Raw genomic sequence first — 26,052 nt, forward strand, 5'->3', positions numbered from 1 at the left:
CTCGGCAGGCAGAAGTCGAGCAGCCGTCCGGGCCCGCAGTGGACGCCGCATACGTGGTGGGCTCAGGTGGTGCCCGAGAGCAGCGCCTCGGCCTGGTGGCGGGCGGCGGCGGCCTCGGCGGTGCGGCCCACGGCCTGGAGGAGGTCGGCCAGGAGGGTGTGGGAGCGGGCCTGGAGAGGGGCGTCGGCGACCGTGCGGCCGAGGGCGGCGGCGAGGTCGGCGCAGGCCAGGGCGGCGCCGGGGCGGCCGAGGGCGTGGAGGGCGCGGGCGCGGCTGTGGGTGGCGCGGACGGCGTCGGGGCCGGCGGGGCGGCTGGTGGCGAGTTGGACGGCCTCGTCGGCGTGGGCGAGGGCGGGGCCGGGTGAGCCGGCGAGGACGAGAGCGTCGGCGAGGTCGGTGAGGGCGCGGGCGAGGAGGTCGGCGGCGGCGGGGGTGCGGGCGGCGGCGACGAGGCCGGTCAGCAGCGGGATCGCCCGGTCGTGGCGGCCCGCCCGGACCAGCGCGTCCGCGACCCTGGCTCGGCATCGGTGGCGCAGGATCGGGTCTCCGGCGGCGGCCGCGACGGCCCGGTCGAGGTGATCGCCGGCCGTGCGGTGGGCGCCGCGGTCGACGAGGAGGACGGCGAGGTCGGTGGAGAGCCGGGCGACGGCGGCCGGGTCGGCGCAGGTGCGGGCGGCGCGCAGGCCGGCCTCGGTGGTGGCGCGCCAGTGGGTGCGGTCGTGGTCGGTGTGTTCGTAGAGCGGGCCGGCACGGTGGGCGAGCTGCCAGGCGGCGACGGTGCGGCCGTGCTGTTCGGCGCAGAGGACGACAGCCCGTACGGCGCTCTCCTCGCGGCGGAACCAGGCGGCCGCCTCCCCGCTGCCGGTGGGCTGGGCGGCGGTGGTGGCCAGGTAGTGGGCGATGAGCCGGTCCAGGGCGGCGAGCCGTTCGTCGCAGCCGAGGTCGGCGGCCTGCCGGGCGGCGTAGCGGCCGATCAGGCCGCGCCGGGCGTAGCGGCCGGGGGTGCGTTCCTCCAGCAGGTGGAGGGCGTCGAGGCGGGCGAGGAGGGCCCGGGTGGTGGCGGGCGGGAGGTCGGCGAGGGCGGCGGCGGTGGCGGTGTCGATCTCTGTGCCGGGGTGGAGTCCGAGGACGGTGAAGAGCCGGGCGGGGGCGGGGTCGAGGGTGCGGTGGGTCCGGTCGAGGGTGGCGGCGATGCCGAGGGGGCCACGGCCGGTGCCGGTGAGGGTGGCGAGGGTGGCCTGGTCGTCGGCGAGTTCGGCGGCGAGTTCGGCGAGGGTCCAGCCGGGGCGGGCGGCGAGGCGGGCGGCGGCGAGGCGGAGGGCGAGCGGCAGGTGGTCGCAGCGTTCGGCGAGTTCGGCGGCGGCTTCGGGTTCGGCGGCGAGGCGGGCGGGGTCGAGGGTGCGGGCGAGGAGGGCGGCCGCGTCCTCGGGGGTGAGGGCGTCGAGCGGCAGGGGGATGCCGCTCTCCCGGACGAGGAGGTCGCGCAGCCGGTGCCGGCTGGTGACGACGGCGACAGGGGCAGCTTCATGCGGCCCGGTGGGCGGCTCGGGCAGCAACGGTATGACGTGCTCGGCGGAGCGGGCGTCGTCGAGCACCACGAGGATCCGACGGCCCGCCAACAGCTCGCGATAACGCTGGATCCGGTCGTCGAGCGCGGCGGGGACGGTGTCCTCGCCGAGGGCGGAGAGGAGGTCGCCGAGGACGTCGGCGGGCTCGCGGGGGCCGGTCTCGTCGAAGCCGCGCAGGTCGGCGTAGAGGCGGCCGTCGGGGAAGCGCTCGGCGGCCCGGTGGGCCCAGTGCTGGACGAGGGCGGTCTTGCCGACGCCGGCGGGGCCGGTGACCAGGACGGGCCGGCCGGTACGGGCGAGGGCGACGGCTTCGTCGAGGCGGTGCAGATCGGCCGCGCGGCCGACGAATCGGCGGTCGGCGGTCGGCAGTTGGGCGGGTCCGGGGTCGTCCCGGAGCAGGGGGACGCGGGCGGCGGCGGGCCGGCGGGCGATCAGTTCGCCGGCCCGCCGCAGCTCCGGTCCGGGCGGGCCGGCCAGCCCGGCGACCGCCCGGTCGTACCAGGCAGCGGCCTCGTCCCGGCGCCCGGCCTGGTCGAGGCAGGTGACGAGCCGGGCGGCGGGCCCCTGCCGGGTGGGGTGGGCGGCAACGGCCTCGGTGAGTTCGGCGACGAGTTCGCCGCCGCGGCCCTGCCGGCAGAGCCCGTCGGCGAGCCGGTCGAGGGCGCGCAGCCGCAGGTCGGTGACGTACGGGACGGTCCGCTCGCGCAGCAGGGCGGAGCCGCAGTCGGTGAGCGCGGGGCCGTGGCACAGGTCGAGGGCGGCGCGCAGCAGCGGGAGCGCCGGATCGTCCGGTCCGCCGGGCGGGCGGGCGGCGCTCGGGCCGCCGGGCAGTAGCACGCCGGCCAGGTCGCAGAGGTCGCCGAAGCGCAGCAGGTCGACCCGGTCGCGGTCGCCGGTGAGCACGTAGCCGGTGCCGCGGGTGCCGAGGGCGAGGTGGTCGCCGCCCAACACCTGGCGCAGCACGGCGACATGCCCTTGCAGGGCCGCGCGCGCGGTGGGCGGCGCGGCGCCGTCCCAGACCAGCTCGATCAGGTCCTCGGTGGCCACCACCTGGTTGAGCCGGACGGCGAGCGCGCTGAGCAGCGCCCGCCGCTTGGGGGCCGAGGGCGTGACGACCGTCCCGTCGTCCCGCCGGACGGCGACCGGCCCGAGCAGGTCGATGCGCATGCGGCCATTCTCCTCAGCATGATCGGGGTGCCGGTCCGGGCGCTGGTCCGGTTCGTCCGAGGACCGGATCGTCCGAGGATAGGCCCTCCGTGCCTGGTCCGCGCCGGGCGTCTTCCTGCTGGTTCGTCCGCTTCCGGCCCGGGCGGCTTCTGGCATTACACTGCACCACCCGGGAGCGGCCCGGGGTGTGGTGGGGCGAAGTGGGGCGACGGGTGGGGATTCGACTCCTCGGGCCGGTGGAGCTGCGGACCGGGGGCGGCGGGTTCACCGAGCTGCAGGGGGCGCAGCGGCGGGCCGTGCTGGCGCTGCTGGCCCTGCACCTGGGACGGGTCGTCGGGGTGGATGCGTTCTGCGAACTGCTGTGGGGCGACTGGCCGCCGCCGAGTGCGCGCGCGGCGCTCCAGGGGCATGTCGCGGCGCTGCGCAAGCTGCTCGCCGAGAGCCCGTTCGTGCTGCACACCCGGGCTCCCGGCTATCTGCTCACCGGGCCGGCCGAGGCGGTGGACGCGCTGCGCTTCGAGGCGTTGGCGGGCCGGGCCGCAGAGTTGGCCGGGGCGGACGGCGGCACGGCGGTCGCGGAGGCGATCGCGCTGCTGGAGCAGGCGTTGCGGCTGTGGCGGGGCACGGCGCTGGCCGACCTGCCCGACACCGCGCTGCGCGGCACCGTGGTGGACCAGTTGGAGCAGGCGCAGATCGCAGCCCTGGTCACCTTGGCCGGGCTGCGGCTGCGGCAGGGCACCGGCGCCGCCGCCGTGGCCGCCCTGGAGCAGAGCGTGCGGACGAACGGACTGCGCGAGGAGGTGGTGGCGCTGCTGGTGCGCTGCCTCCATCAGGCCGGACGGGCGGCGGACGCGCTGACGGCCTACCACCAGGCCCGGGTGCGGCTGGACCGGGAGCTGGGCATCCGGCCGGGACCGGCGCTCCAGGCGGCGCTCGCCGAGGTGCTGGCCGGGGACCGGGACGGCGGCGCTGTGACACCCCCCGCCGGCCTGCCGCCTTCTCCCCCGCCGGCTCCTCCCGCGCCGACGCGTTCCGTGCCGCGCCGACTCCCGCGCCGGCCGGTGGACTTCGTCGGCCGTGAGCCCGAACTGCACTGGCTGGACCGCGAATGCGGCGCGGAGCGTGGCGGCGACGGGCTGGCGCTGGTGGTCGGCCCGGCCGGGGTCGGCAAGAGCGCGCTGGCCGTCGCCTGGGCGCACCGCGCCGCCGGGGGCTTCCCGGACGGGCAGCTCCACGCCGACCTGCGCGGCCTCGGCCCGGCGGACCCGACGGAGGCAACGGAGGCAACGGAGGCAACGGAGGCAACGGAGGCGGCTACTGGGGCTACGGAGCAGCGCGGGCCCGCCGACCCGGCCGAGGTGCTCGGCCGGTTCCTGCGCGCACTGGGCGTCCAGGAGTCCGCCGTCCCCGCCGACCGGGCCGGGCGCGCCGCGCTCTACCGCGACCTGACCCGGGATCGGCGCCTGCTGGTGTTGCTGGACGACGCGGCCGACGCCGACCAGGTCGCCGACCTGCTGCCGGCCGGGCCGGGCTGCGCCGCGGTGGTCACCGGCCGGGGCCCGCTGGAGGGCCTGGTGGCCGCCGAGGGCGCCGCCCTGCTGCGTCTGGCCGCGCTGCCCGAGGCCGACGCCCTGCGGTTGCTGGACCAGGTGCTGACGTCCGAGCGGGTTCAGGCCGAACCGGCCGCCGCCGCCCGCCTGTCCGGGCTCTGCGACCACCTGCCGCTCGCTCTGCGGACCGCCTCGGCCCGCCTGGCCACCCGGCCGGACTGGACGATCGCCGGGCTGGCCGACGACCTCGCCGACGAGCGCACCCGGCTGGCCGTCCTGGCGGGCGACGGCCCGATCGGCGCCTCCGGCGAACTGCGCCGGACGCACGGCAGGCTGACGCCGGGGGCGGCCGAGCTACTGACCGTCCTCGCCGCACACCCGAGCCCGGAGGTGGACGTCCTGGCGAGCGCGGCGCTGCTCGGCGCCGACCCGGCCGCCGCCCGCCACGCGCTCGGCGAGCTGACCGCCCACCACCTGCTGGCCGGCACCTCCCCCGGGCGGTACGGCCGGTCGGACCTGGTGCGCCTGTTCAGCGCGGAGCTGCTCGCCGAACGGCCGGAGCCGGCCCGGCGGCTGGCCGCCGAGCGGCTGCTGGACTACTACCTGGAGGCGGCGCGGGCCTGCGCCGAGCTCCTGGAGCCCGGGCAGGAGACCTACGGCGACCGCGCCTACCTCCCGCCGGCCCTGCCGTCGCCGGCCGGCCCCCGGGCGGCGATCGACTGGTTCCGGGCCGAGGAGCCCGCGATCCGCGCGCTGGTCACCGCCGCCGCCCACACCGACCCGCAGCGGTCCTGGCAGCTGGCGGCGGCCTGCGAGCCGCCGTACTACGCCTCGGGGCTCTTCGCCGAGTGGCTGAGCTGCATGCAGGCGGGCCGGGAGGCCGCCGAGCGGTGCGGTGCCCGGGTGGGCGCCTCGCGGATGGACGGGGCGCAGGCGGCCGCTCTGCTCTGCCTGCGCCGCTTCCAGGAGGCGGTGGACCGGGCCCGTCGCGCGGTGGCCGGCACCCGCCCCGCGGACGGACCGGCCCACCTCCGGGCGCTCAACTCGCTGGCGGTGGCGACCGCGCTGGTGGGCGGCACGGACGAGGCCGCCCGGCTGTCCGCCGCCGCGATCGCGCTGGCCGGGCAGACCGGCCAGCCCGGGCGGCTGTCCGCCACCCTGGCCCACAGCGCCCAGGTGAGCCTGCTGGCGGGCGACCGGGAGGGCGCCCTGCGGCAGGCCCGCGAGGCACGGGAGCTGCTGCCGGGGGCCACGGTCACGATCTGTCACCTCTGGTCGATGCTCACCGAGGCGCACGCCCTCCAGCCGGTCGCCCCGGAGGAGACCTGCGAGATCGCCTGGCACCGCGCGCTGGCGGGCTGCGAGGAGGCCGGCCTGCTGCACCTCCAGGCGGTCGGTGAGCAGTCCCGCGCCACCTTCCTGGCCTCCCGGGGCCGCGCTCCGGAGGCCGTCGGACGGCTGCGCTCGGCCCTCGACCGGTTCCGCGCCAACGGGCGGCTGCCGGCGTCGATGGGCGTGTTCGTCACCTCGATCGAGGAGCAGCTGGACTCCCTGGCTCGACGGCTCATGTGACGATCCATCACCCTGCGGAGGACGTCGCCCGTGCGGCACGCTCGCCCCTCGGGGCGTACCCGTGCTCGGCCGCCAGGACCGGGCGCATGGCGCGGATCGCGTAGAAGTTGCGGGACTTGACCGTGCCCGGCGGCACCCCGAGGTTCGCCGCGGCCTCCACCACCGAACGGTCCTTGAGGTGCAGCTCGACCAGCACCTCGCGGTGGTGCTTCTGCACCCGCCGCAACGCCAGGGCCATGTCCCGGGAGGCGACCACCCGCTCGTACGGGTCGTCGGCGACCGGCCGCTCCTCCAGCGGCTCGCCGATCACCTCGGTGGCGCGGGCGGCGGCCATCCGGTAGTGGTCGATGGCGATCCGCCGGGCCACCGTGAACAACCAGGGCCGGCTGTGCTCGGGCCCGGCCTTCAGCGCCTCGGGGTGCTGCCAGGCGCGCAGCAGGGTCTCCTGGAGGATGTCCTCGGCCTTGCCGCGATCGCCCCGGGTGGTACGGAGCAGCACGTTCAGCAGATAACCCCCGTGCAGCCGGAAGATCTCGGCGAGATCCTGCGGGTCGAGGGTCGGGCGGGCCGCGGGCGCGGCGGCGTCCGCCGACGGAACGGCGGGGTCGGCGGGCGGAACGGCGGGGTCGGCGGGCGGAACGGCGGGGTCGGCGGGCGGAACGGCGGGGTCGGCGGGCGGAACGGCGGGGTCGGCGGGCGACGGGTCCGCGGGCCGCTGGGCGCCGGAGGCGATCGGGGCGACAGGCTGCTTGGACACGTACTACCTCACAGATCGGTCGGGGTCACGGCACAGACCGGCCGGTTCCCCCCCGGCGGCTGTGGCAGCAGACTGTCAACGGCCGCCAAGGATGCACCAACTCCGCACCAACGTCCCTCCCCCGACGGAGCCGGGACCTGGCGTCAGGCGGCGTTCCGCCCTTCGTCGAGCGCCCGGATCAGGTCCTGCACGCCGTCCTCGCCCCGGTGCTCGATGAGCACGGCGACCCAGGTGGTGACCCGCTCCCGTTCCTCCGGCGTCCAGCCCGGCGCGGACGGGTGCTCGTCCACCACCAGGGCCTCCGCGAGCCGCAGCAGCCCCGGCGACGACACCGGCCGCCACCGCCCCGGCGGCAGCCCGTCCAGGGCCAACCGCCGGGCGACGGCGATCACGTCCTCCGCCGCCGCCGCCGGCGGAACCGGGAGCGCGGGCAACCCCGGCAGGGACTCCGCGCCCTCGGCCAGCAGGGCCGCGATGAGTTCGCGCGGCTCCGCGCGCTCGGTTGCCATGTCTCGTTGTCCTCCCCCGTCCCGACCCCGGGACTCGCACCGTTGATCTGTCGAGGCGGCCCGGCACGGGCCGGCCGTCCCCCCGGAGACGGTACCGACTGGCAGCCCGGTCCCGTCGAGGGTTTTCGGACAGCCGAACCGGCCGGCCGGGCCATGCGGCCGCCCGGCCGGCGAGTGGGGCCGTGCCTGGCGCCTAGTAGGTGGTCCAGTCGTTGGTGTCCGGCGTGCCGAGCGTGCGGATCCGCTCGCCGTCGCGGTCGTCGAAGGTGTCGGTGGCGATCTTGAACTCGCCGTTGGGCCCGATGCCGTAGAGCACGACCTGCTCGTTGCTGATGCCGGTCAGCGTCAGGTGCGTGCACTCGGCCGGCGGGACCACGACCGTCGAGAAGCCGCCCCGCTTCGGGAACACCGCGTACGACGAGTAGGTGCCCTTCGAGCACAGGACGAAGTTGAAGGCGGGCCGGCCCGGCTTGGCGGGGACGCCCGGCTTGGCGGGGACGCCCGGCTGGACGGGGACGCCCGGCTTGGCAGGCACGCCCGGCTGGACGGGGACGCCCGGCTGGGCCGGGACCCTCGGCACCCCGGGGACGGTGGCCGCGTGCGCGGCGGTGACGCCGGTGAGGCCGACCAGGCCGGTGGCCGCGAGCAGCAGGCCGCCGGCGCGGGTGGCTCGACTGGTGGTGCGCATGGGGTTCCTCCAAGCGTGATCCGGACGCGCGGTGCGTCCTGCCCCGCTCAACGGGACTTATCGCAAAGGCGGTTCACCGGGAGCCGGGCGAGGCGATCAACGCGCACGACTGAACCGGAAGCGCACCGGGCTCCGTAGTTCCGGCTGGGCGGGCCGACCGGAGCAGGCGGACGGACGGCCCGGCGGCGGATCACGAACCGGAAGGGACACCCGATGACTCTCTCCGACGGCACCACCGGCACCACTCACCACCCCTCCGCTCAGGCCGGCTTCCAAGTGCCTTGGACCGAGCTGCTGTTGGGTCCCGGCCCGGACGCCCGGCCGGACTACACCCCGGCCACCTGGCCGGTGCCCGTGCCACTGCTCGAACTCCACCCGCCCGGCCCGCCGGCCGAACTCCCGCTCTTCACGCCCGGTGCCGAGGCCGTCGGCGCGCCCGGCATCCCTGCCGCCCCCGCCCGACCTGCGGTCACCCGGGTCTCGCAACTGCGCTTGCCACGGGGCCGTTCGCCGACAGGGCGGAGGCGCAGCGCCTGGTCGAGCGGATCCGCACTCCGCTGCCGGCCTGCCACCGGATCGCGTTCCTGGGCTCTCCCGCCCCGGGCGAGGGTCCCGCCGGGCTCGCGGTCGCGCTCGGCGCCCTGCTGGCCGGGCACCGGTGCCACCAGGCGGTCGTCCTCGACCTCGCACCACCACACCCGGACGCCGCCGCGCCGACGCCTCCGCACGCGCTCGGCGACCTGTTCACTGCCGCTCCCCTGCCGGACGCCTTCCGGCACGTGGGCGGCCGGCTGACGCTGCTGACGGTCCGTCCCGACGGCCCCTGGCCCGGCGTCGGCGACGCCGGCTACCGGCAGGCCCTCACCGGCCTGAGCGGCCACTACCCCGTCGTCCTCAGCGACGCCACCGGCGCGCCTGAGGACGCCCGGCAAGCCGCGGTGGCGCTGGCCGACCAGGTCGTGATCCGCGCCGACGCCTCGGTCGCCGGGGCGCGGACCGCCTCCGACCTGCTGGACCGGCTGGCCGCCGAGGGCCGCGGCGAGTTGGCCCGGGGCGGGGTCGTGGTCTTCGCCCCCGCCCGGTCCGGGGTCCCGGGCACCGACGGCCGGGCAGTGGCCGTGCGGCACCTGGTCGCTCACTTCCGCACACGCTGCCGCGGCGTCGTCGTCCTGCCCCGCCGACGGACCAGGGCCCGGGCGGCGGCGGTGCTCGAACTGGCCGCCCTCACCGGCGACGCCATGGCCGACCGCTGACCGCCCGCCCGGTTTGACGTCTCCCGAGGGCAGGTGATCGGGTCGGGCCATGGAGACCAGCACGATCGGCGATCGCATACCCGAAGAAGCGGTGCAGCTCCTTGAGGCACTCCTCAAGGACGACGAACCCGTTGCGCGCGCCCTGCGCGCGCAGATCCCCCACCTGCGAGTGACCGGCCACTGCCCGTGCCCCTGCCCCAGCATCGACTTCGCCCCGGACCGGGCGACCGTGGCCGCCGCGCCGGTGACGGGGAATCCCGTCGTCGAGGCCGAGATGCTCGACGCGGACGGCCGGCCCGTCGGAGGCGTGCTGCTCTTCGCCTTCGACGGGTACCTGTCCAACCTGGAGATCTACTCCTGGGCCGACGAGCCGATCACCGAGCTCCCGCCCCCGGACCGGCTCGCCTGAGGGACGTCCGGGATCCGATCCGGTAGCGCAGTCGCGGCCACTGCCAGGGGGCGGTGGAGGCCGGACGACCGGGGCGCCGGCCCGCCCTGGGAGCCCTACGACCCGTCCTCGGCCTTCGCCGGCTGCCAGCGGCGGGCGCGGCCGCGAGGGGCGACCGCGCCCGCGAAGGCGACCAGACCGATCACGCCCAGTGCGGCCAGGGCCACGGTCGCGGCCTGGCCCGGGGCGGCGGAGGCCGGGCGGGCGTGCGGCATCGCCAGTGCCGCCGTGGGCGGGGTGGCGGGTGCGGGAGCCGGTGTCGTCTCGCGGTCGAGCACGCCCGTCACGGCCGCCACCAAGTCCAGTGTGCCGAAGCCGAGCTGCGGGTCGGGCAGGGGGCCGCCCGAGCGGTAGGCGGTGGACTCCAGGTCGGCTATGTCCAGGCGCGACAGCCGCCCCGCCTGGCGGGTGATCATCGCTTCCAGGACCTGCCGGGCGAACCGGCCGTTGCCGAACGAGCGGTCGCGCGGGACGGCGCGGAACAGTTCGCCGAGGGCCGCCAGGGTGTCCGGGGTGCAGGTGTAGCCGGCGGATTCGGCCTGGACGCGGACGATGGTGATCAGTTCGTCGTCCGCGTAGTGGTCGAAGGTGATCTCGCGGGAGAAGCGGGAGGCGAGGCCGGGGTTGGAGGCGAGGAAACCGCGCATCTCCTCCTGGTAGCCGGCGACGATCACCACGACCTCGTCGCGGTGGTCCTCCATGAGCTTCATCAGGGTGTCGACGGCCTCCTGCCCGAAGTCGCCGCCCCCGCCGTGCCGCGGCGTCAGGGTGTACGCCTCGTCGATGAACAGGACGCCGCCGCGGGCGCGTTCGAAGGCGTCGCACCGCCATGAGCTACTCACGGGTAAGCTGCGGCTCTACCAGCGAAATGACGGCAGGACGGAACGCATGGGGATACGGCTGCTCGGCCCGGTGGAGCTTCGGCTCGACACCGGCGCCCCCACCACCGTCGGCGGTGCACAGCGACGGGCGGTGCTCGCCCTGCTGGCGCTGGAGCTGAACCGGACGGTCGCGGTGGAGCGCCTCGTCGAGCTGCTCTGGGACGACGAACCGCCGGCGCACCCCAAGGCCGCCCTGCAGGGCCACATCGCCGCACTGCGCAAGGTACTCGCCGCCTCCGCCTTCGAGCTGACGACCCGTTCCCCCGGCTACCACCTCACCGGCGACCCGGCCGCCGTGGACGCGCTGGCGGCCGAGGAGCTGGCCGCCCGGGCTGCCGCGACGGACGACGACGCCACCGCCGCCGCGCTCCTCGAACAGGCCCTGCGCCTGTGGCAGGGCGCCGCGCTCGCCGATCTCCCGTCCACCGCGCTCTCCGCCGCCCTCGCCCGCCGGCTGGACGGGACCCGCACCGAGCTCCTCACCGCGTGGGCGCGGCGCCAACTCCGCCTCGGGCGCGGCTTCGCGGCCGTCCCGGCGCTGGAGCAGGCCGTCGCCGCGGACGGGCTGCGCGAGCCCGTCGTGGCCCTGCTGGTCCGCTGCCTGCACCAGAGCGGCCGCACCTCCGCCGCGCTGGACGCCTACCACCGGGCCCGCGCGTGCCTCGCGGAGGAGCTGGGCGTCTCCCCGGGCCGCGAGCTCCAGCAGGCCCTCGCCGACGTCCTCACCGACGGGCAACCGGAGCCTGACGGGCAGCCGGACGAGCCGCCCGTGCCGGCGCTATCCGCCGCACCGGACCAACTCCCCACCCCTCCCCGCGGCTTCGTCGGCCGCGAGACCGAGGAGCGCTGGCTCGACGCCCAGTGCGGCCCGGACCGCACCGGGGACGGCCTGGCCGTCGTGGTCGGCCCGGCCGGGGTCGGCAAGACGGCGACGGCGGTCCGCTGGGCGCACCGCGCGGCGCCCGGGTTCCCGGACGGCCGGCTCTTCGTCGACCTGCGCGGCTTCGACCCGGCCGGGCCTGCCGATCCGGCGCACGCCCTCGGGCGCTTCCTTCGCGCGCTCGGCGTGCCCGAGCCGGCGATCCCCGAGGACCGGTCCGCCCGCGCCGCGCTGTTCCGGGAGCAGACCCGCGGGCGCCGGATGCTGGTCGTGCTGGACAACGCGCGCAGCGCCGACGACGTCGCCGACCTGCTGCCGGCGGGGCCCGGCTGCGCGGCCGTCGTCACCAGCCGGAACAGCCTGGAGGAACTGGTGGTCGCCGACGGCGCGGCGATGCTCCAGGTCGACGTGCTGCCCGACGCCGACGCCCGCCGCCTGCTCGAACTCCGCCTCACCGCCGAGCGGGTGGCGGCCGAACCGGACGCCGCGCGGCGGCTGGTCGAGCTGTGCGACCGCCTCCCCCTCGCCCTGCGCATCGCCGCCGCCCGCCTCACCGCCCGCCCGGGCTGGCAACTCGCCGACCTGGTAGCCGAGTTGGCGGACGAGCGGACCCGCCTGTCCACCCTCGCAACCCCGGACGGCTCCATCGGCGTCCACTCGGCACTGACGCTGACGTACCGTCATCTACCCTCCGACGCAAGGAATCTCCTCCCCCTCCTCGCGCCCCACCCCGGAATCGAAGTCGACCTCTGCGCGGCCGCCGCACTGCTCCGCAAGGGCACCGACGCGACCCGGCTCGCGCTCGGCTCCCTGGCCGCCCACCACCTGCTGACCGAGACCGCCCCCGGCCGCTTCGCCCGCCACGACCTCGTCCGCCTCTACGGCGCCGAGCTGTTCGCCGAACTGCCCGCCGCCCACCAGCGGGACGCGTTCCACCGCCTCGTCGACTACGAGTTGCTGGCCGCCGGCGCGGCCATCCGCCGCCTCAACCCCTACCACGAGCCGTTCCGGCCCCCGGGCACCGAGCACCTCGCCCTCCCCCGGCTCACCGACGCCCGCGCCACGCTCGCCTGGTGCCACGCCGAGGAGCCGGTGCTCCGCGCGCTGGTCACGGTCGCGGCCGACCGCGGCGAGTACGACCGCGCCTGGCGGCTGGCCCGGGCCACCGCCACCCTCTACTACGGCGCCGGGCGCGTCCACGACCGCCTCTCCTGCCTGCGGGTCGGACTCCACGCCGCCCGGCAGAGCGGCGACCGCGAGGGCCTGGCCGCGATGGAGGCCGCGACGGCCTGCGCCCTCGGCTCCAGCGGGCGCGTCGCCGAGGCGCTGCCCCTCGCCGGGCAGGCCGTCGAGCGCACCACCCCGGACGACGGCGACCTGCACATCCACGCCCTCTCCGTCCGCGCCTCGATGACCGCCCTCACCGGCGACCAGGCCGGGGCCGACCGCCTCTCCGACGCCGCCCTGGCCCTCATCCGGCGCACCGGCCTGCGCGAGCACGCCGCCACCGTGCTGAGCAACGCCGCCGCCCTCAAGGTCGCCCTCGGCGCCCCGGCCGCCGCGCTCGACCTCGCGCGCGAGACGCGCGACCTGCTCTCCGCGCAGCCGACCTCCAACGCCTACATGTGGGCGATGGTCAACGAGGCGTTCGCGCTGCACGCGCTGGACGACCCCCACGGCGCCGAACTGGCCTGGCGCGAGGCGCTGCACCTGTGCCGCTCGTCCGGGAACGTCCGCCTGCACGCCCTGGCGTGCCGTCACTTCGCCGAGTTCCTCGCCTCCTTGGGCCGTTCCACCGAGGCCGCCGACCACCTCCGCACCGCCGCCGAGCTGTACACCGAGCAGGGGGACGGCCAGCTGGCGCAGAACCTCGACCGGTTGCTGTCGCGCAACCCCGCATCCCCCCAACCCCTGGAGGCGACATGACCGTTCACCACCTGGACTGCGCCACGATGTGCCCGCTCGGCGGCCGCGCGCTGATGGGCGGCGGCGGGCGGCTGATCGGCCGGCTGGCCACCCACTGCCTGCTGATCGAGAGCGGCGACGGGCTGATCCTGGTCGACACCGGCTTCGGCACCGAGGACGTCGCCCACCCGCAGCACCGCCTCGGCCGGCGCTTCCTCGCCACCGTCCGTCCCCAACTGACGCCGGCCCGAACGGCGTTGCACCAGATCCGCGCTCTCGGCCACGACCCGCGGGACGTCCGCGACATCGTGCTCACCCACCTCGACCTCGACCACGCCGGCGGCCTCGGCGACTTCCCGCACGCCAGAGTGCACGTCCTCGCCGACGAACTGAGCGCCGCCCGCGCCCAGGCCACTCTCGGCGAACGCGACCGCTACCGCCCGGCCCAGTGGGCGCACGGCCCGCACTGGGTCGAGCACCGGCCGGACGCCGCCACCGAGGACTGGTACGGCTTCCGCGCGATCCCGATCCTCCCGGACGCCACCCCCGACCTCCTCCTCGTCCCGCTCGCCGGACACACCCGCGGCCACTGCGGCGTCGCCGTCCGCACCGACGACCGCTGGCTGCTCCACGCCGGGGACGCCTACTTCAACCGCGCCGACATCGCCCCCGGCTTCCCCCGCCGCCCGCCCGGCCTCACCGCCTTCCAGCGCCTCATGGCCATCGACAACCCGGCCCGCCTGCACAACCTCAACCGCCTCCGCGCCCTCCACCGCACCCGCCCCACCGACGTCCGCATCATCTGCGCCCACGACCCCGCCGACCTCCCGCGCCCGTGAGGCGTCCCTGATCCGACGGCATGACCGAACTCGCCCTCTCCTGACCCCGACCGGCTGCCCCCGTACGCCCCGTGCGTCCGACTTGTGGCGGGCGGGGTGGAGGCCCGAGCATGGCAGGCAGGCCGAGGAACGACGGGGGTGGTCGGGTGTGGGCGGTGCACCGGTGATCGGCTGGGATCCGCAGTACCGGGGAGCTCACTCGACTCCCCAAGTCGTGGAGCGGTACGGGCAGTTCGTTGCCACCCGGGACCCGTCGCGGCTGGCCGCGCTGGAGGCGGTGGCCCTGGGCGACGGCCCGACCGGGAACCTGCACGCGGTGGCGTCGGCGTATCTGGTCGCGGGGCGGCCCATGGAGGCGGTTCCGCTGCTGGAGTTCCTGACCGACCTGCCGACCGCGGATCCGGCCGCCCGCTGCGATCTCGCCTCGGCCTACATCCAGATCGGCACTTCCGCGGTCGGCCCGCCCGACGGCCGACGCTCCCGCCACACCGACCGAACTCCTCGACCGCCTCTTCGCCTTCGACTCCGCGCTCGACCAGTACCTGGTATCCGGAGCTGGCCCGGGCCGCCCTGCCCGTCCTGCCGTCCTGGTTCGCGAACGCCCGCAGTCCGGAACGGAACCGGCACGCCTCCGCCTACGCCGTGATCGGCGTGGTCTGGGGCGGACCGAACGAGCGGGCCTTCGGCCGCTTGATGTGGTCGGCGGTACTGCGGCGCAGGGGGGCGGCGCGGGCCGCGCTGCGCCACCTCGGCCGGGCGGAGCCGGACGGCACGGCGGCCGGGGACGGCCTGCGGATCCAACTGCTCACGGCGCGCACGGCGTTGGTCGAGGCGAGCGGGGACCTGGAGGCCACCGTCCGGCTGGCCGAGGAGGGCCTGGCGGCCGCGACGGCCCACGGCGACGCGGCCGCCGCCCACGGTTTCCACCGGATGCTCGCCGGGTGCCTCCGCTCCCTCGGCCGGACCAGCACCGCACTGTCCCACGCCAACGCCGCCCTGGAGCTGCTGCGCGACGACGGCTTCTTCGCGGAGCAGCGGTCGGGGCTCCTGAACCTCCGCGGCCTGCTCCAGGAGGATCTCGGGGAGTACGACCTCGGCGCGGCCGACTACGCGGCAGCGGTGGCGGAGGCCGAACGCGCCGGGGACGAGCGGCTCCGTTTCGTCGCCGCAACGAACCGCGCCGCGTCCCTGTCGAAGGCCGGGCGGGACCGCGAGGCGCTCCAGGCCTTCGAGCGCCTCCTGGCCGACACCCGCCACCACCACGAACGCCGGCTGTCGGCCACGCTCAACAACATCGTCCAGATCCGCCTCGCCCTGGGCGACGCCGCCGGTGCCCGGGACAGCTTCCGCGACGCGATCAACGCCCGCCCCACGCTCCCGGAGGGCGACGACGGGGAGATGATCAGCTGGTTCGGCCTCGCCGATGCGACGTCCGTGCTCGGCAACGAGGAGAACGCCGAAGCGCTGTACGTCATCGCCCTGACGACAGGGATCACCTCCGGGAACTACCGGACCGCGCTGGCCACCTACACCCTACGCAGCCGGCGGACCCGCGCCGAGGACCACGCGGCCCACCTCCGCCTGCTGGAGGAGGCCGCTGCGCTGTCCGCCACGTGGCTGCAGAAGGCGACCGTCGGCGCGCACCTGGCCCGCGAGCTCATCCGCGCACTTCACCTGCCACGGCTACACCGACCCGGCCCACCCGATGGAGTCCGGTCTCGTCCTCGCGCCCCGCGGCACCTCGACACCGCCCACGAAGCACATCCGCCGTCTGTCGGTAGCGCAGCGCGGCACCACGCTGCTGCGCCCCGCCCGACTCGCCGACCACCCGTCCGTCCCGGCCCTGCTCACCCTGCGGGCCTGCTCCTCCGCGTGGCAGGCCGAGACGAACCGCGGCGACGAGTTCGCCGGGCTGACCAGGGTGTTCCTCCAGGCGGGGGCACGCTCGGTGCTGTCCACGCTGTGGAACGTCGACCAGGAGAGCTCCGGCCGCCAGGTCTCCGCCCTCTACGCCCGGATGACGGCCGATCCGGACGCTCCGCTCTGGGTCTGCTACTGGCGGGCCCAGAGAGACCTGCTCGACCAGGCGGACGCCCCCTGGCTCGCCCACCCTTACCACTTCGCCCCCATGGTCCTCAACGGCGACTGGAGATAACCGATCACCCCGACGACCCCCCTGAACGACCGGGCCCTGGTGCTCGTCCTCCAGGAACTCACCGAGGTGCTGCGCGACGCCCTCGGGCCCGACGCGCAGCTGACCGAGTCCGAGGCCCGGGACGCCCTCCGCGCGCTGACCGCCCCGGCCGACCCGGAGAGCGTCCTCGACGACGACGCCGCAGCCACGGCCGCCGCGCGCCGCCTGCTCACCGTCGCCCTGGCCGACCCCGACACGGCGCCGTTCGCCGAGCCGATCGCCGCCGACCCGCCGGCCGACGACCAGCTCGCCGTGGAGGCCGCCGTCACCGGCCTCGTCCTGCTCGCGGCACTGGTCTCCTGGCTGCAGACCAAGGTGGACATCAAGATCCACCGCAAGGACGGCCGGACGGAGTTCCTCTTCCACCTCCGCAAGGCCGCCGCCGATCCCGACACGCTCAGGAGCGTCACCAGGACGGCGACCCGGGTCCTGACCGGGAGCGACACCCCGGAGTCCTGAGCGGTCCCGTCGCCCGGGCGGCGGAGTGCAGCGCGCGGGGCGGGCGGGAGGCTGCCATCTTCGGAGGGCACCCCGGCCGCGCCGCGCCAAGGCCGGGTCCCGTCGTCCCGAGACCGTGGAGGCCCGGATGTGGCAGGCTCCCCCCGCCCCCGTCGCGAGCGAGTGGCTGCCGGTGCTGGACATGGCGGGGCCCGGGCCGCAGAACCGCTGGACGGTCCTGCTGCGCGCCCTGCTGCTGATCCCGCAGTTCGTCGTGGTCTGGGTGCTGTCGGTGGTCGCGTTCCTCGTCGCGGTGATCGGCTGGTTCGCGGCCCTGGTGCTCGGCCGGCTGCCCGTCTTCGCGGCGGACTACCTGACCGCGTACGTCCCGTACGACACCCGGGTCAGCGCCTACCTGATGCTCACCGTGGACCGCTACCCGCCGTTCCGCTTCCGGACCCCCGACTACCCCGTGCAGGTCGGCCTGCGGCCCGGTGAGCTGAACCGGCTCGCCGTCCTCTTCCGGATCATCCTCGTCATCCCCGCGTCGATCATCCAGAGCCTGCTGTACGCGGGGTGGTGGATGGTGGCGATCATCAGCTGGCTGGTGGTGCTGATCCTCGGCGAGATGCCGCACGCCCTGTACGAGGCAACGGCCGCGATCCTGCGCTACCGGATGCGGTACACGGCCTACCTGCTGATGCTGACCTCCGCCTACCCCAAGCGCCTGTTCGGCGAGGAACCGGGCAGCGAACCCGACGGGCCGGTGTCCGCCACCCGCCCGCTGGTGCTGAGCGGCGCCGGGCGCGCTCTGCTCGTCGTCTTCCTGCTCCTCGGCCTGGTCTCCTGGGCGACCAGCTCGATCACGGCCACCTTCACCTCGGACAACAACGACGACAGCAACAACCCGCCCGAGCGGGTCACCGCGCCCCTCGTCCCCGGCCTCTAAAGACCGCTGGGCCAGTTGTAGCTGCTGGGCACGGTGACCGTGGCGTTCTCGGCGGCCGTGCCGTAGACCAGCGCGACCTCGTCGTGGGCGTGCAGGAGGATCGCCGCCGGATCGCCGCTCACCGGCTTGCCGTCGACGTACGCGGTCAGCGCGTGGGTGGCGTCGGTGCGCAGCCCGCCCAGGTGGTCGGCGGAGGCGGACACCTGCCACTCGGTCAGGAACTGGCCCAGGCTGAAGTCGGCGTTCACCGGGGACTCGACATGGATCACGCCGGTGGTGTCGTGGGTGTGCAGCGGGCTGATCCGCTGGGCGCTCTCGTCGATGCCGACCAGCGCCGGCACGGTGACGGGCTTGCCGTCCGCGTAGACGTCCAGGTGGGCGTGAATGTGCAGGGCCGTGCCCTCCGCGCCGAGCATCGGCAGCCCGGCGGCCTTGACCGCCGCCGCCACGTCGGCCGGCGCGTCCCACGGCGGCGGGGTGGTCCGGCCCTCGGCTGTCATGCGGGGGCGTGCCGGGACTCCGGAGGGACTGGACGAGTTCTGGTTCGTCGCGATCACGCCGGCGATCCCGCCGACCACCGCGAGGGCGAGTACGCCGACCACGCCGCCCACCAGCAGGCGCCGGCGCCGCTCGCGGCGGGCCTCCTCGGCCCGGAGCGCGGCGGCGCGGGCCTTGCGTTCGGCCGGCCCCGGCTTCTGCGCTGACATCGGTGCGGGCCTCCTCGGTCGAGGTAGCTGCCCTCCCAGCCTGGCACTGTCCGCCACGCTCGGCGCGCCGAGCGGTCTGGGCTCAGTGGTGGCCGTGCTCGTGCCCGTCCTCCTGGTGGCCGTGCCCGTGCCCGTCCTCCTCGTGGCTGTGCCCATGCTCGTCGTGCCCGTGGCCGTTGTCCGGCGCGCCGCCCATCATGCGGAGCATCGCCGCCCCGCCGGTCCGGAAGAAGCGCACCAGCAGCGCCGCCGCGAGCAGCAGGAACGCGATGTTCAGCCAGGTCGTGTAGTTCCACGCGACGCCCGCCATCGGGATCTCCGCCGCCCGCTGGTCCGGGACCAACCCGAGCCCGCCGAAGGCGAATTCGACCACGTACCCCGCGACCACCATCGCCGCGTAGAAGGTGCCGAACAGGAACAGTGCCATCCGGCCGCCGTAGTACTTCCGGTAGATGTTCAGGATCGGCAGGATCAGCAGGTCCGCGAAGATGAAGGCGACCACCCCGCCGAAGCTGATCCCGCCCTTCCACAGCACCACCGCGAGCGGCACGTTCCCGATCGAGCAGACGAACGACGCGACCGCCACCAGCGGGCCGATCAGCGGCCCCCAGAGCTTGCTGGCGAGCGGGTGGTCGGCGAAGAAGAACGCCTGCCAGAAGCCGTCCGGCACCCAGGCGGCGATGGCCCCGGCGATCAGCAGGCCGATCACCAGGTCCTTGAGGATGGCCGCCCACTCCATCACGAACACGTGCGAGACGGACGTGACGCCCCGGCGCGACAGCAGCCGCCGGACGAACGGCCCCTCGCCCGGCACGGACATGTCCATCGCCGCGTGGCCCTCCATCGAACCGGCCCGCCCGTGCTCCGCCTGCTCCCGCGCCTCGCGCAGCAGCCGGTCCCGCAGGAACAGCCGGAACAGCAGCGCGAGCACCAGGATCATGATCGGCCCGCCGGCGAACTCCGCCGCCGTGAACTGCCAGCCGATCAACAGGGCCAGGATCACACCGAGTTCGACGACGAGGTTGGTCGAGGCGATCTCGAACGCCATCGCCGCCGTGAAGTTCGCCCCCTTGCGGAAGAGCGAACGGGCCAGCGCGACCGCCGCGTACGAGCACGAGGACGAGGCCGCCCCCAGGGCGGAGGCGACGGCCAGCGTGCGGGGCCGGTCGTCCCCCATCAGCCGGACGATCGTCGACTTGTGGACGACGGCCTGGACGACGGCGGACAGCAGGAAGCCCAGGATCAGCGCCCAGGTGATCTCCCAGGTCATCGACCCGGCGATGGACAGGGCGTGCAGGATCGCATGCATGGTGGTTCGCCTTCCCCAGGGTCTCTCCGTGATCGACGTCAACGACGTGATCGACCCGGATCGTATACCCCAGGACGGTATAGCGACAGGGTCCGTGAGCGTCGGCGCGCCCCCGCCGGGAACGCGTGCGCACGCGCGCCCACGGACACCGGCAGACGGCTTACGATGACCGAATGAGCAGCGGCACCGACTTGGCAGATGCACAGCACTCGCACCAGCGCGCCGAGGAGCGACTCGACGTCGCCGCCGCCGTCCTGGCACTCCTGGCCGACCGCACCCGGCTCGCCCTGCTGGAGCGGCTCGGCCGGGGCGAGGCCGACGTCACCACGCTGACCGAGGCCACCGGAGCCGCGCGCCCGTCCGTCAGCCAGCACCTGGCCAAGCTGCGCCTGGCCGGCCTCGTCACCACCCGGCGGGACGGGCGGCGCGTGGTCTACTCGCTGCGCCACGGCCACCTCCGGCGGCTCGTCGACGAGGCGATGAACGTCGCGGACCACCAGATCCGCCACCTGCCGCCGCACGACTGATCCCCTCCCGCACCCCGCGCGGCAGGGTGCTCCATGCCCAACATGTGCACAGGTACGCACGCATTGCCTATGATGGCCATGTCACCCCACCGCGAACCGGGACGGACCCATGCTCGCCGTGCTGCGCAACCGCGCCTACCGCCACCTCTTCACCGCCCAGGTCGTCGCGCTGGTGGGCACCGGCCTGGCCACCGTGGCGCTGTCCCTGCTCGCGTACGACCTGGCCGGCGCGAACGCCTCGGCGGTGCTGGGCACCGCGCTGGCGATCAAGATGGTGGCCTACGTCGCGATCGCGCCCATCGCCGGCGCGGTCGCCGGGCGAATACCCCGGCGGGCCCTCATGGTGGCGATGGACCTCACCCGCGCCGGGGTCGCGCTCAGCCTGCCGTTCGTCACGCAGGTGTGGGAGGTGTACCTGCTGATCTTCCTGCTCCAGGCGGCCTCGGCGGCGTTCACCCCGACCTTCCAGGCCACCGTCCCGGACGTCCTGCCGGCCGAGCGCGACTACACGCAGGCGCTGTCGATGTCCCGGCTCGCCTACGACCTGGAGTCCCTGTTCAGCCCGGCGCTCGCCGCGTTCCTGCTCACGCTGGTCTCGTACAACTGGCTGTTCGCGGGGACGACGGTGGGATTCCTCGCCTCCGCCGCGCTGGTCGTCTCGGCCGTCCTGCCGAAGCCCACCCCCGTCGAACGCACCGGCGGCAGCTACGCCAAGGCCGCCTTCGGCACCCGCCTGTTCCGGGCGACCCCGAGGCTGCGGGCCCTGCTCGCGCTCGACCTCGCGGTCGCGGCGGCGGGCGCGATCGTCTTCGTCAACACCGTCGTGGTCGTCCGCGACCACTTCCACCGCCCGGCCGGCGCCGTCTCCCTCGCCCTCGGCGCCTACGGGGCCGGCTCGATGCTCGCCGCCCTGCTGCTCCCCCGCCTCCTCACCCGGGCCGGCGACCGACAGGTCATGCTCCCCGCCGCGTTCGCCCTGCCGGCGATCCTCGCCGCCGTCACCGCGATCACGGCCGTCGGGCCGACCGGCTGGGCCTGGGCCGCGCTGCTGACCGCCTGGGCCCTGATCGGCGCCGCCTGCTCGGCCGTCCTCACCCCGGGCGGGCGCCTGATCCGCCGCTCGGCCGCCGACGCCGACCTGCCCGCCGCGTTCGCCGCCCAGTTCTCCCTCTCGCACAGCTGCTGGCTGCTCACCTACCCCCTCGCCGGCTGGCTCGCGGCCGGAGCCGGGCTGCCGGTGACCGCCGTCGTGCTCGGCGCGGTCGCCCTGGCCGCGGCAGCGGGCGCCGCCGCGCTGTGGCCGTCCCGCGACCCGGACACCCTCGACCACCTGCACACCGACCTCCCCGCCGGCCACCCCCACCTGGCCAACGCCCACCCGGCCACGGCGGGCGGCTGGCACCACGGCCACCACTACGTCATCGACCAGCACCACCACACCTGGCCCCGCGCCGCGGCTGGCCACTGACCAGGCCCTCAGCCCCCGGCCGGCGGTCGGCGCGGCAGGGCGAGCGCGAGCGGCACCAGGACCAGCGACAGCACCGCGCACAGGCCGAACCCGGCCCGGAAGCCCGCGGTCGTGTAGTCGGCCGACCCGGAGACGGCCACGACGACCGCGCCGATGACGGCCACACCGATCGCCGCCCCGGCCTGGGCCGCGCTGCCGAGGAGGCCCGAGACCTGCCCGCGCTGGGCATCCGGTGCCAGGTTCTGCGCCACGGTGACGGCGGTGTTGTAGACCGCGGGGATCGACACGCCGTACAGCAGCAGCGCAGGCAGCAGCAGCGGGAAGGAGTGCGCGGGGGCCGCGAGGGCGAGCCAGGCGAAGGAGACCAGCGCGGTCAGAGCGGCGACGAGCGCGGGGCGGCGGGCCCCGGAGCGGTCGACGATCCGGCCGTTGACGGGGGCGACGGCGATGATCGGGCCCAGGGCCAGGGTCAGCGCCAGCCCGGCCGCCAACGGCCTCAGGCCGGCCTCGTGCTGGAGGAACAGCGGGACGAAGACGATCAGCCCCAGGTACACCACGTAGACCAGGAAGACCATGCCGACCGCGCACGCGAGCGGCCCGCGGCGCAGCAGCGTGAGGTCGAACAGCGGCGCCGTCCGCCGCCGTTCGGCCAGGACGAAGACGGCGAGCAGCAGCACCGCCCCGGCGCCCAGCGCCGGCACGGCCGGTGACGCCCAGCCCAGGGCAGGCCCTTCCATCAGCGCGACCACGAGCGCCCCCAGCCCGGCCGCGTCCGTCAACAGCCCGACCACGTCGAGCCGTTCGCGCCGCCGGACCGGCGGGTCCGGGGCGACGGCGAGGGCGGCGACCACGCCGACGGCGCAGGCGAGCGGCACGTTGACCCAGAACACGGCCCGCCAGCCCACCTCCTGGGTGAGGGCGCCGGTCACCAGGGGTCCCACCACGTAGAACACACTGGCCGCGCCGATGTACGTGCCGACGGCCCGTCCCCGTTCGGCGGGCGGGAAGCTTCCGGCGACAATCGTCAGCGCCGTCGGGATCAGGAGCGCCGCGCCCACCCCCTGGACGGCCCGCCAGGCGACGAGCAGCGGCAGGCCGGGCGCCGTGGCGCTGAGCAGCGAGCCTGCGCCGAAGACGACGAGGCCCACGGCGAACACCCGGCGCCGCCCGAACACGTCGGCCAGCCGCCCGCTCGCCGCGACGAGGGCCGCCAGGGTGAGCATGTAGGCGTTCATCACCCAGTGCACCCCGGTCGGTGAGGTGTGCAGTTCGCGGCGGATGGTCGCGAGGGCCACGCCGACGCCCGTCTCGTCGATGAAGGTCATCGCGAGCGCGCCGCTCATCGCCGCCAGCACCCACCAGCGCCTCGGCTCCCGTGTGCCGCCCATGGGCACATCCTGGGCCGGTTCTCCGTCCGCCGCAGGCCTGGGCGCCGCCGGTCCGGGCCGAGTGGCCGCCTGCACGCGATCCGCCGACGATGGTGCCCGTGCCCCGAGGTCCCATGGTCCCGACAGCCGGCGCGCCGACCGGGAGCGGGCGACGGCGGAACCTGACGCTCGCGGTGCTGCTGACCGCGTCGTTCATGGGGATCCTGGACGTCCTGATCGTGAACGTCGCGGCCCCGTCGATCCAGCGGGACCTCGGCGCCGACTTCGCCGACATCCAGCTGGTGATCAGCGGCTACGTCCTCGCCTACGCCGCCGCCCTGGCCACCGGCGGGCGGCTGGGCGACGCGTACGGCCAGAAGCCGCTGTTCCTCGCCGGCCTGCTCGCCTTCACCGCCTTGTCCGCCGGCTGCGCGGCCGCGCCGACCGTCGGCGTGCTGATCGTCCTGCGGATCGGCCAGGGGCTCGCCGCCTCGCTGATGCTGCCGCAGGTGCTGTCCCTCATCCAGGTGATCGTGCCGGCCCGGGAGCGGGGGCGGGCACTGGCGCTCTACGCGGCCACGCTGGGGCTCGGCGCGGTGGTCGGGCAGCTCGTCGGCGGGGCGCTCATCCGGGCGGACCTGTTCGGGCTCGGGTGGCGATCGGTCTTCCTGGTCAACGTGCCCGTCGGGCTGTTCGCCGCGGCCTGCGTCCCGGCGCTCGTCCCGGCCGCCCGGCGCGCCCGGCCGACCCGCCAACGCTTCGACCTGCCCGGGCCGCTCCTCACGGCCACGGCGATGGCGCTGCTCGTCTACCCACTCGTCCAGGGCAGCGACGACGGCTGGCCGCCCTGGGTGTGGCCGGCCTTCGCCGGCTCCGCGCTGTCGCTGGCCGCCCTGTGGCAGGTCGAACGGCGGCGGGAGGCGTCCGGGCGGGTGACGCTGATGCCGCCCTCGCTGTTCCGCGACCGCGGCTTCCGCATCGGGCTGGGGGCGGCGCTGGCGTTCTACTCGGGCAACTACGGGCTCTTCCTGCTGCTCGCCTACGTCTTCCAGGAGGGCCTGCGACTCTCCCCGTTCGCGTCCGGGGTCGGCTTCCTGCCGCTCGGGGTCGGTTTCGCGGCCGCCTCGCTGTCCGGGCGACACCTGGTGAGCCGGTACGGACCGATGGTGCTGCTCGCCGGGGCGGGGGTGGTGGCCGCCGGGTACCTGCTGCTGGTGCTGACGCTCCTGCCCGGACCTGCCGGATCGGGCCGGGCCGAGGCGCTGGCCATGGCGCCCGCTCTGCTGGTCGGCGGCGCCGGCCAGGGGCTCGTCTCGGCCCCGCTGCTCGGCGCGATCCTCGCCACTGTCCGCCCCGGGCAGGCCGGTGCAGGCTCCGGCATCGTGCTGACGGTGAACCAGCTGGCGAGCTCGCTCGGCGTCGCCGTGGTCGGCGCGGTGTTCGTGGCCCTGCTCGGCGCCGACCCGCAGGACCCGTCGGCCCGGCGCTCCGCGGGCGACTACACGGCCGCCCTCGCCGGCTGCTCCTGGCTGCTGCTCGGCCTGGCCCTCGCCACCGGCGTCCTGCTGCGGTTCCTGGTGCCGACCACCCGGGTGCCGGCCGGCGGGAGGCCGGGCGAGGGCGGAAGCAGATGAAACCACTCCTGATCCGTCTCTCGTGTCGATTCCCGGTTGCGCCGTTCGACCTGAGTTGAAGTGCTCTCCCGGCTGAAGGGCCGGGAGATTCCTACTTACCTTGCGGCAGTGGGCTTGACGCGCTTCGCGCGCCTGACGACTGCCCTTCCGGCAGCCGGGATGAGCACGTGGCCCATCCGGTACAGGTGCAGGATGTTCCGGGCGGCATTGTGGTCGGCATTGCCGGACCAGCCGCAGCCGGGGTTCTTGCACACGAACAGGGCCTGGTTCTCCCGGCTGCCGGGTGTGGTGAATCCGCACGCCGAGCAGCGCTGGGAGGTTCCGGGAGCGGGGACCTTGTGCAGGGTGCCGCCATGACTGGCGAGCTTGTACGTCAGCATTCCGACGGTGCGGCCCCATGCCTCCTGGCTGATGGACCGGTTGAGGCCGGACTTCTGGGCGACGTTCTTCCCTGGCTCGTCCACGGTCCCCTTGGCGGACTTGACCATGTTCGTGACCTGCAATGCTTCCACCACGACCACGCTGTAGTGCTGGGCGATGGCGGTGGTGGTCCGGTGCTGCCAGTCGAGGTGGCGGCGCTTGGCTCTTGCGCGCAACCCGGCGATCTGGTCGTAGGTGGTGCGAAGGCGGTTCGAGGTGCGCTCTCCCGGCCTGCGGTGCTGCTTGCGCTGTGCGGCGCGCCGCTCCAGGCGCAGGAGCTTGGCCTGCTCGTCGCCGGTCAGCCAGGTGTTCGGCTTGTTCTTGGTGGACTTCCACTGGTCGTGGGTCCGGTGGTTGCCGTCGGAGAGGGCGAGCGGCACGGTGACCCCGCCGTCGATGCCGACCTCGGGGCCGGTGTGCGGTACGGGCTTCGGCTCCTGCGTCTGGACGCGGAAGGCGATGTGCCAGCCCAGCGGGTCCTTGACCAGGCGTGCGCCGGTGATCCTGTTGTCCGCATTTGCGCGCTTGCCGATGGGTAGATCCTTGGTCCATCGGAACCGGACACGGCCGACCTTGGGAATGTTGACCATGCCCCAGTTGCGGTGCACACGGGTGATGTTCAGATCCCGCCCCTGCGGTACGTCCACGGACATGACCGTGCGGAACCGGGCCTTGAAATTCGGTGCGTCCGTACGGCCTTCCCAGCAGTTCTTCCACGCCTGGACGTATGTCTTCAACACGGCCTGGGCAGCCTGCGCCGGAAGGACGCCGAGCCAGTCGATCTCCTTGCGGGCCCGGCGGATCGCCGCATCCGCGGCGGCCAATGAACGGCGCTCCTTCGGGAGCATCGTCCAGTCGGGTAGCGGTAGCCCGTTGCCGGGCTACCGCCCACTAAGAGTGAAGTAGGCCGCCGACGAGGTGCCCGTGGTTCGGGTCCTTTTCCGACGGCCCCTTCCCGAACCGTGCTGGCGAGCTTTCCCCGCACACGGCTCTCCAGTGATCATTTCCGGGTGGTGGCTGTG

General features: G+C 75.2%; 21 protein-coding genes and 1 pseudogene. 11 read left to right on the top strand and 11 right to left on the bottom strand.

What is annotated here, in order from left to right; all coding sequences use genetic code 11:
• Nucleotides 1–62: 62 nt before the first annotated feature.
• On the bottom strand, nucleotides 63–2,735 hold the full coding sequence (locus KV557_RS44220; protein ID WP_218205257.1) for an AfsR/SARP family transcriptional regulator: 2,673 nt from the start codon (nucleotides 2,733–2,735) through the stop codon (nucleotides 63–65).
• Between the two features lie 212 nt (nucleotides 2,736–2,947).
• Here KV557_RS44220 and KV557_RS33115 point away from each other — a divergent pair, with 212 nt between their 5' ends.
• Nucleotides 2,948–5,857, top strand: coding sequence for an AfsR/SARP family transcriptional regulator (locus KV557_RS33115; RefSeq protein WP_218205258.1), 2,910 nt, complete (start codon nucleotides 2,948–2,950; stop codon nucleotides 5,855–5,857).
• A 7-nt stretch (nucleotides 5,858–5,864) separates the two neighbouring features.
• On the opposite strand, the gene KV557_RS33120 is transcribed toward KV557_RS33115, so the two are convergent.
• The 4 genes from KV557_RS33120 to KV557_RS33135 form a co-directional block, all read right to left on the bottom strand.
• The gene (locus tag KV557_RS33120; RefSeq protein WP_308130189.1) at nucleotides 5,865–6,614 is read right to left on the bottom strand and encodes a sigma-70 family RNA polymerase sigma factor; all 750 of its coding nucleotides are present in this window, start codon (nucleotides 6,612–6,614) and stop codon (nucleotides 5,865–5,867) included.
• A 143-nt stretch (nucleotides 6,615–6,757) separates the two neighbouring features.
• The gene (locus KV557_RS33125; protein WP_218205259.1) at nucleotides 6,758–7,123 is read right to left on the bottom strand and encodes a hypothetical protein; all 366 of its coding nucleotides are present in this window, start codon (nucleotides 7,121–7,123) and stop codon (nucleotides 6,758–6,760) included.
• 193 nt (nucleotides 7,124–7,316) lie between these two features.
• On the bottom strand, nucleotides 7,317–7,811 hold the full coding sequence (locus KV557_RS33130) for a hypothetical protein (RefSeq protein WP_218205260.1): 495 nt from the start codon (nucleotides 7,809–7,811) through the stop codon (nucleotides 7,317–7,319).
• Between the two features lie 326 nt (nucleotides 7,812–8,137).
• The gene (locus tag KV557_RS33135; protein WP_218205261.1) at nucleotides 8,138–8,539 is read right to left on the bottom strand and encodes a hypothetical protein; all 402 of its coding nucleotides are present in this window, start codon (nucleotides 8,537–8,539) and stop codon (nucleotides 8,138–8,140) included.
• A 51-nt stretch (nucleotides 8,540–8,590) separates the two neighbouring features.
• Here KV557_RS33135 and KV557_RS33140 point away from each other — a divergent pair, with 51 nt between their 5' ends.
• Nucleotides 8,591–9,064, top strand: coding sequence for a hypothetical protein (locus KV557_RS33140; protein ID WP_218205262.1), 474 nt, complete (start codon nucleotides 8,591–8,593; stop codon nucleotides 9,062–9,064).
• A 49-nt stretch (nucleotides 9,065–9,113) separates the two neighbouring features.
• Complete coding sequence (locus tag KV557_RS33145) at nucleotides 9,114–9,473, top strand: hypothetical protein (RefSeq protein ID WP_218205263.1); 360 nt, start codon at nucleotides 9,114–9,116, stop codon at nucleotides 9,471–9,473.
• A gap of 401 nt (nucleotides 9,474–9,874) precedes the next feature.
• On the opposite strand, the pseudogene KV557_RS43380 reads toward KV557_RS33145, so the two are convergent.
• Nucleotides 9,875–10,333, bottom strand: a pseudogene (locus tag KV557_RS43380) (AAA family ATPase); the annotation flags it as partial.
• 67 nt (nucleotides 10,334–10,400) lie between these two features.
• On the opposite strand from KV557_RS43380, the gene KV557_RS33155 reads away from it, so the two are divergent.
• Nucleotides 10,401–13,199 carry an AfsR/SARP family transcriptional regulator gene (locus KV557_RS33155; RefSeq protein WP_218205265.1) on the top strand — a complete coding sequence of 933 codons (2,799 nt, stop codon included), beginning with the start codon at nucleotides 10,401–10,403 and terminating at the stop codon, nucleotides 13,197–13,199.
• Complete coding sequence (locus tag KV557_RS33160) at nucleotides 13,196–14,017, top strand: MBL fold metallo-hydrolase (RefSeq protein ID WP_218205266.1); 822 nt, start codon at nucleotides 13,196–13,198, stop codon at nucleotides 14,015–14,017. The genes KV557_RS33155 and KV557_RS33160 overlap by 4 nt, the downstream gene beginning before the upstream one ends.
• Before the next feature lie 635 nt (nucleotides 14,018–14,652).
• Here KV557_RS33160 and KV557_RS33165 read toward each other — a convergent pair.
• On the bottom strand, nucleotides 14,653–14,826 hold the full coding sequence (locus tag KV557_RS33165) for a hypothetical protein (protein WP_218205267.1): 174 nt from the start codon (nucleotides 14,824–14,826) through the stop codon (nucleotides 14,653–14,655).
• A gap of 788 nt (nucleotides 14,827–15,614) precedes the next feature.
• Here KV557_RS33165 and KV557_RS33170 point away from each other — a divergent pair.
• The 3 genes from KV557_RS33170 to KV557_RS33180 all read left to right on the top strand — a co-directional run bounded on the left by KV557_RS33170 (nucleotide 15,615) and on the right by KV557_RS33180 (nucleotide 17,598).
• The gene (locus tag KV557_RS33170; protein ID WP_256178324.1) at nucleotides 15,615–16,172 is read left to right on the top strand and encodes a CHAT domain-containing protein; all 558 of its coding nucleotides are present in this window, start codon (nucleotides 15,615–15,617) and stop codon (nucleotides 16,170–16,172) included.
• 39 nt (nucleotides 16,173–16,211) lie between these two features.
• Nucleotides 16,212–16,670, top strand: coding sequence for a hypothetical protein (locus KV557_RS33175; RefSeq protein ID WP_218205269.1), 459 nt, complete (start codon nucleotides 16,212–16,214; stop codon nucleotides 16,668–16,670).
• A 127-nt stretch (nucleotides 16,671–16,797) separates the two neighbouring features.
• Entirely contained in the window at nucleotides 16,798–17,598 is an 801-nt protein-coding gene (locus KV557_RS33180; RefSeq protein WP_218205270.1) for a DUF4389 domain-containing protein, read from the top strand.
• On the opposite strand, the gene KV557_RS33185 is transcribed toward KV557_RS33180, so the two are convergent.
• Entirely contained in the window at nucleotides 17,595–18,305 is a 711-nt protein-coding gene (locus KV557_RS33185; RefSeq protein ID WP_218205271.1) for a hypothetical protein, read from the bottom strand. The genes KV557_RS33180 and KV557_RS33185 overlap by 4 nt on opposite strands.
• Before the next feature lie 82 nt (nucleotides 18,306–18,387).
• A complete protein-coding gene (locus KV557_RS33190; RefSeq protein WP_218205272.1) occupies nucleotides 18,388–19,614 on the bottom strand; it encodes a permease in 1,227 nt (408 codons plus the stop codon).
• 173 nt (nucleotides 19,615–19,787) lie between these two features.
• Here KV557_RS33190 and KV557_RS33195 point away from each other — a divergent pair, with 173 nt between their 5' ends.
• Nucleotides 19,788–20,141, top strand: coding sequence for an ArsR/SmtB family transcription factor (locus KV557_RS33195; RefSeq protein WP_218205273.1), 354 nt, complete (start codon nucleotides 19,788–19,790; stop codon nucleotides 20,139–20,141).
• A 109-nt stretch (nucleotides 20,142–20,250) separates the two neighbouring features.
• A complete protein-coding gene (locus KV557_RS33200) occupies nucleotides 20,251–21,609 on the top strand; it encodes an MFS transporter (protein WP_218205274.1) in 1,359 nt (452 codons plus the stop codon).
• Between the two features lie 8 nt (nucleotides 21,610–21,617).
• On the opposite strand, the gene KV557_RS33205 is transcribed toward KV557_RS33200, so the two are convergent.
• On the bottom strand, nucleotides 21,618–22,997 hold the full coding sequence (locus tag KV557_RS33205; RefSeq protein ID WP_218205275.1) for an MFS transporter: 1,380 nt from the start codon (nucleotides 22,995–22,997) through the stop codon (nucleotides 21,618–21,620).
• A gap of 113 nt (nucleotides 22,998–23,110) precedes the next feature.
• Between KV557_RS33205 and KV557_RS33210 the strand changes: the two genes are divergently transcribed.
• Nucleotides 23,111–24,610 carry an MFS transporter gene (locus KV557_RS33210; RefSeq protein ID WP_218205276.1) on the top strand — a complete coding sequence of 500 codons (1,500 nt, stop codon included), beginning with the start codon at nucleotides 23,111–23,113 and terminating at the stop codon, nucleotides 24,608–24,610.
• Between the two features lie 95 nt (nucleotides 24,611–24,705).
• Here KV557_RS33210 and KV557_RS33215 read toward each other — a convergent pair whose 3' ends face one another.
• On the bottom strand, nucleotides 24,706–25,878 hold the full coding sequence (locus KV557_RS33215) for an RNA-guided endonuclease InsQ/TnpB family protein (RefSeq protein ID WP_218205277.1): 1,173 nt from the start codon (nucleotides 25,876–25,878) through the stop codon (nucleotides 24,706–24,708).
• Nucleotides 25,879–26,052 lie beyond the last annotated feature (174 nt).

Source organism: Kitasatospora aureofaciens (genome assembly GCF_019192735.1).
Lineage (GTDB): Bacteria > Actinomycetota > Actinomycetes > Streptomycetales > Streptomycetaceae > Kitasatospora > Kitasatospora aureofaciens_A.

Coding starts and splice junctions, on each gene's coding strand:
- KV557_RS44220 (WP_218205257.1), bottom strand. CDS start 2,735: ATGCGCATCGACCTGCTCGGGCCGGTCGCCGTCCGGCGGGACGACGGG.
- KV557_RS33125 (WP_218205259.1), bottom strand. CDS start 7,123: ATGGCAACCGAGCGCGCGGAGCCGCGCGAACTCATCGCGGCCCTGCTG.
- KV557_RS33130 (WP_218205260.1), bottom strand. CDS start 7,811: ATGCGCACCACCAGTCGAGCCACCCGCGCCGGCGGCCTGCTGCTCGCG.
- KV557_RS33145 (WP_218205263.1), top strand. CDS start 9,114: ATGGAGACCAGCACGATCGGCGATCGCATACCCGAAGAAGCGGTGCAG.
- KV557_RS33155 (WP_218205265.1), top strand. CDS start 10,401: ATGGGGATACGGCTGCTCGGCCCGGTGGAGCTTCGGCTCGACACCGGC.
- KV557_RS33160 (WP_218205266.1), top strand. CDS start 13,196: ATGACCGTTCACCACCTGGACTGCGCCACGATGTGCCCGCTCGGCGGC.
- KV557_RS33180 (WP_218205270.1), top strand. CDS start 16,798: ATGTGGCAGGCTCCCCCCGCCCCCGTCGCGAGCGAGTGGCTGCCGGTG.
- KV557_RS33185 (WP_218205271.1), bottom strand. CDS start 18,305: ATGTCAGCGCAGAAGCCGGGGCCGGCCGAACGCAAGGCCCGCGCCGCC.
- KV557_RS33190 (WP_218205272.1), bottom strand. CDS start 19,614: ATGCATGCGATCCTGCACGCCCTGTCCATCGCCGGGTCGATGACCTGG.
- KV557_RS33195 (WP_218205273.1), top strand. CDS start 19,788: ATGAGCAGCGGCACCGACTTGGCAGATGCACAGCACTCGCACCAGCGC.
- KV557_RS33200 (WP_218205274.1), top strand. CDS start 20,251: ATGCTCGCCGTGCTGCGCAACCGCGCCTACCGCCACCTCTTCACCGCC.
- KV557_RS33205 (WP_218205275.1), bottom strand. CDS start 22,997: ATGGGCGGCACACGGGAGCCGAGGCGCTGGTGGGTGCTGGCGGCGATG.
- KV557_RS33210 (WP_218205276.1), top strand. CDS start 23,111: ATGGTCCCGACAGCCGGCGCGCCGACCGGGAGCGGGCGACGGCGGAAC.
- KV557_RS33215 (WP_218205277.1), bottom strand. CDS start 25,878: ATGCTCCCGAAGGAGCGCCGTTCATTGGCCGCCGCGGATGCGGCGATC.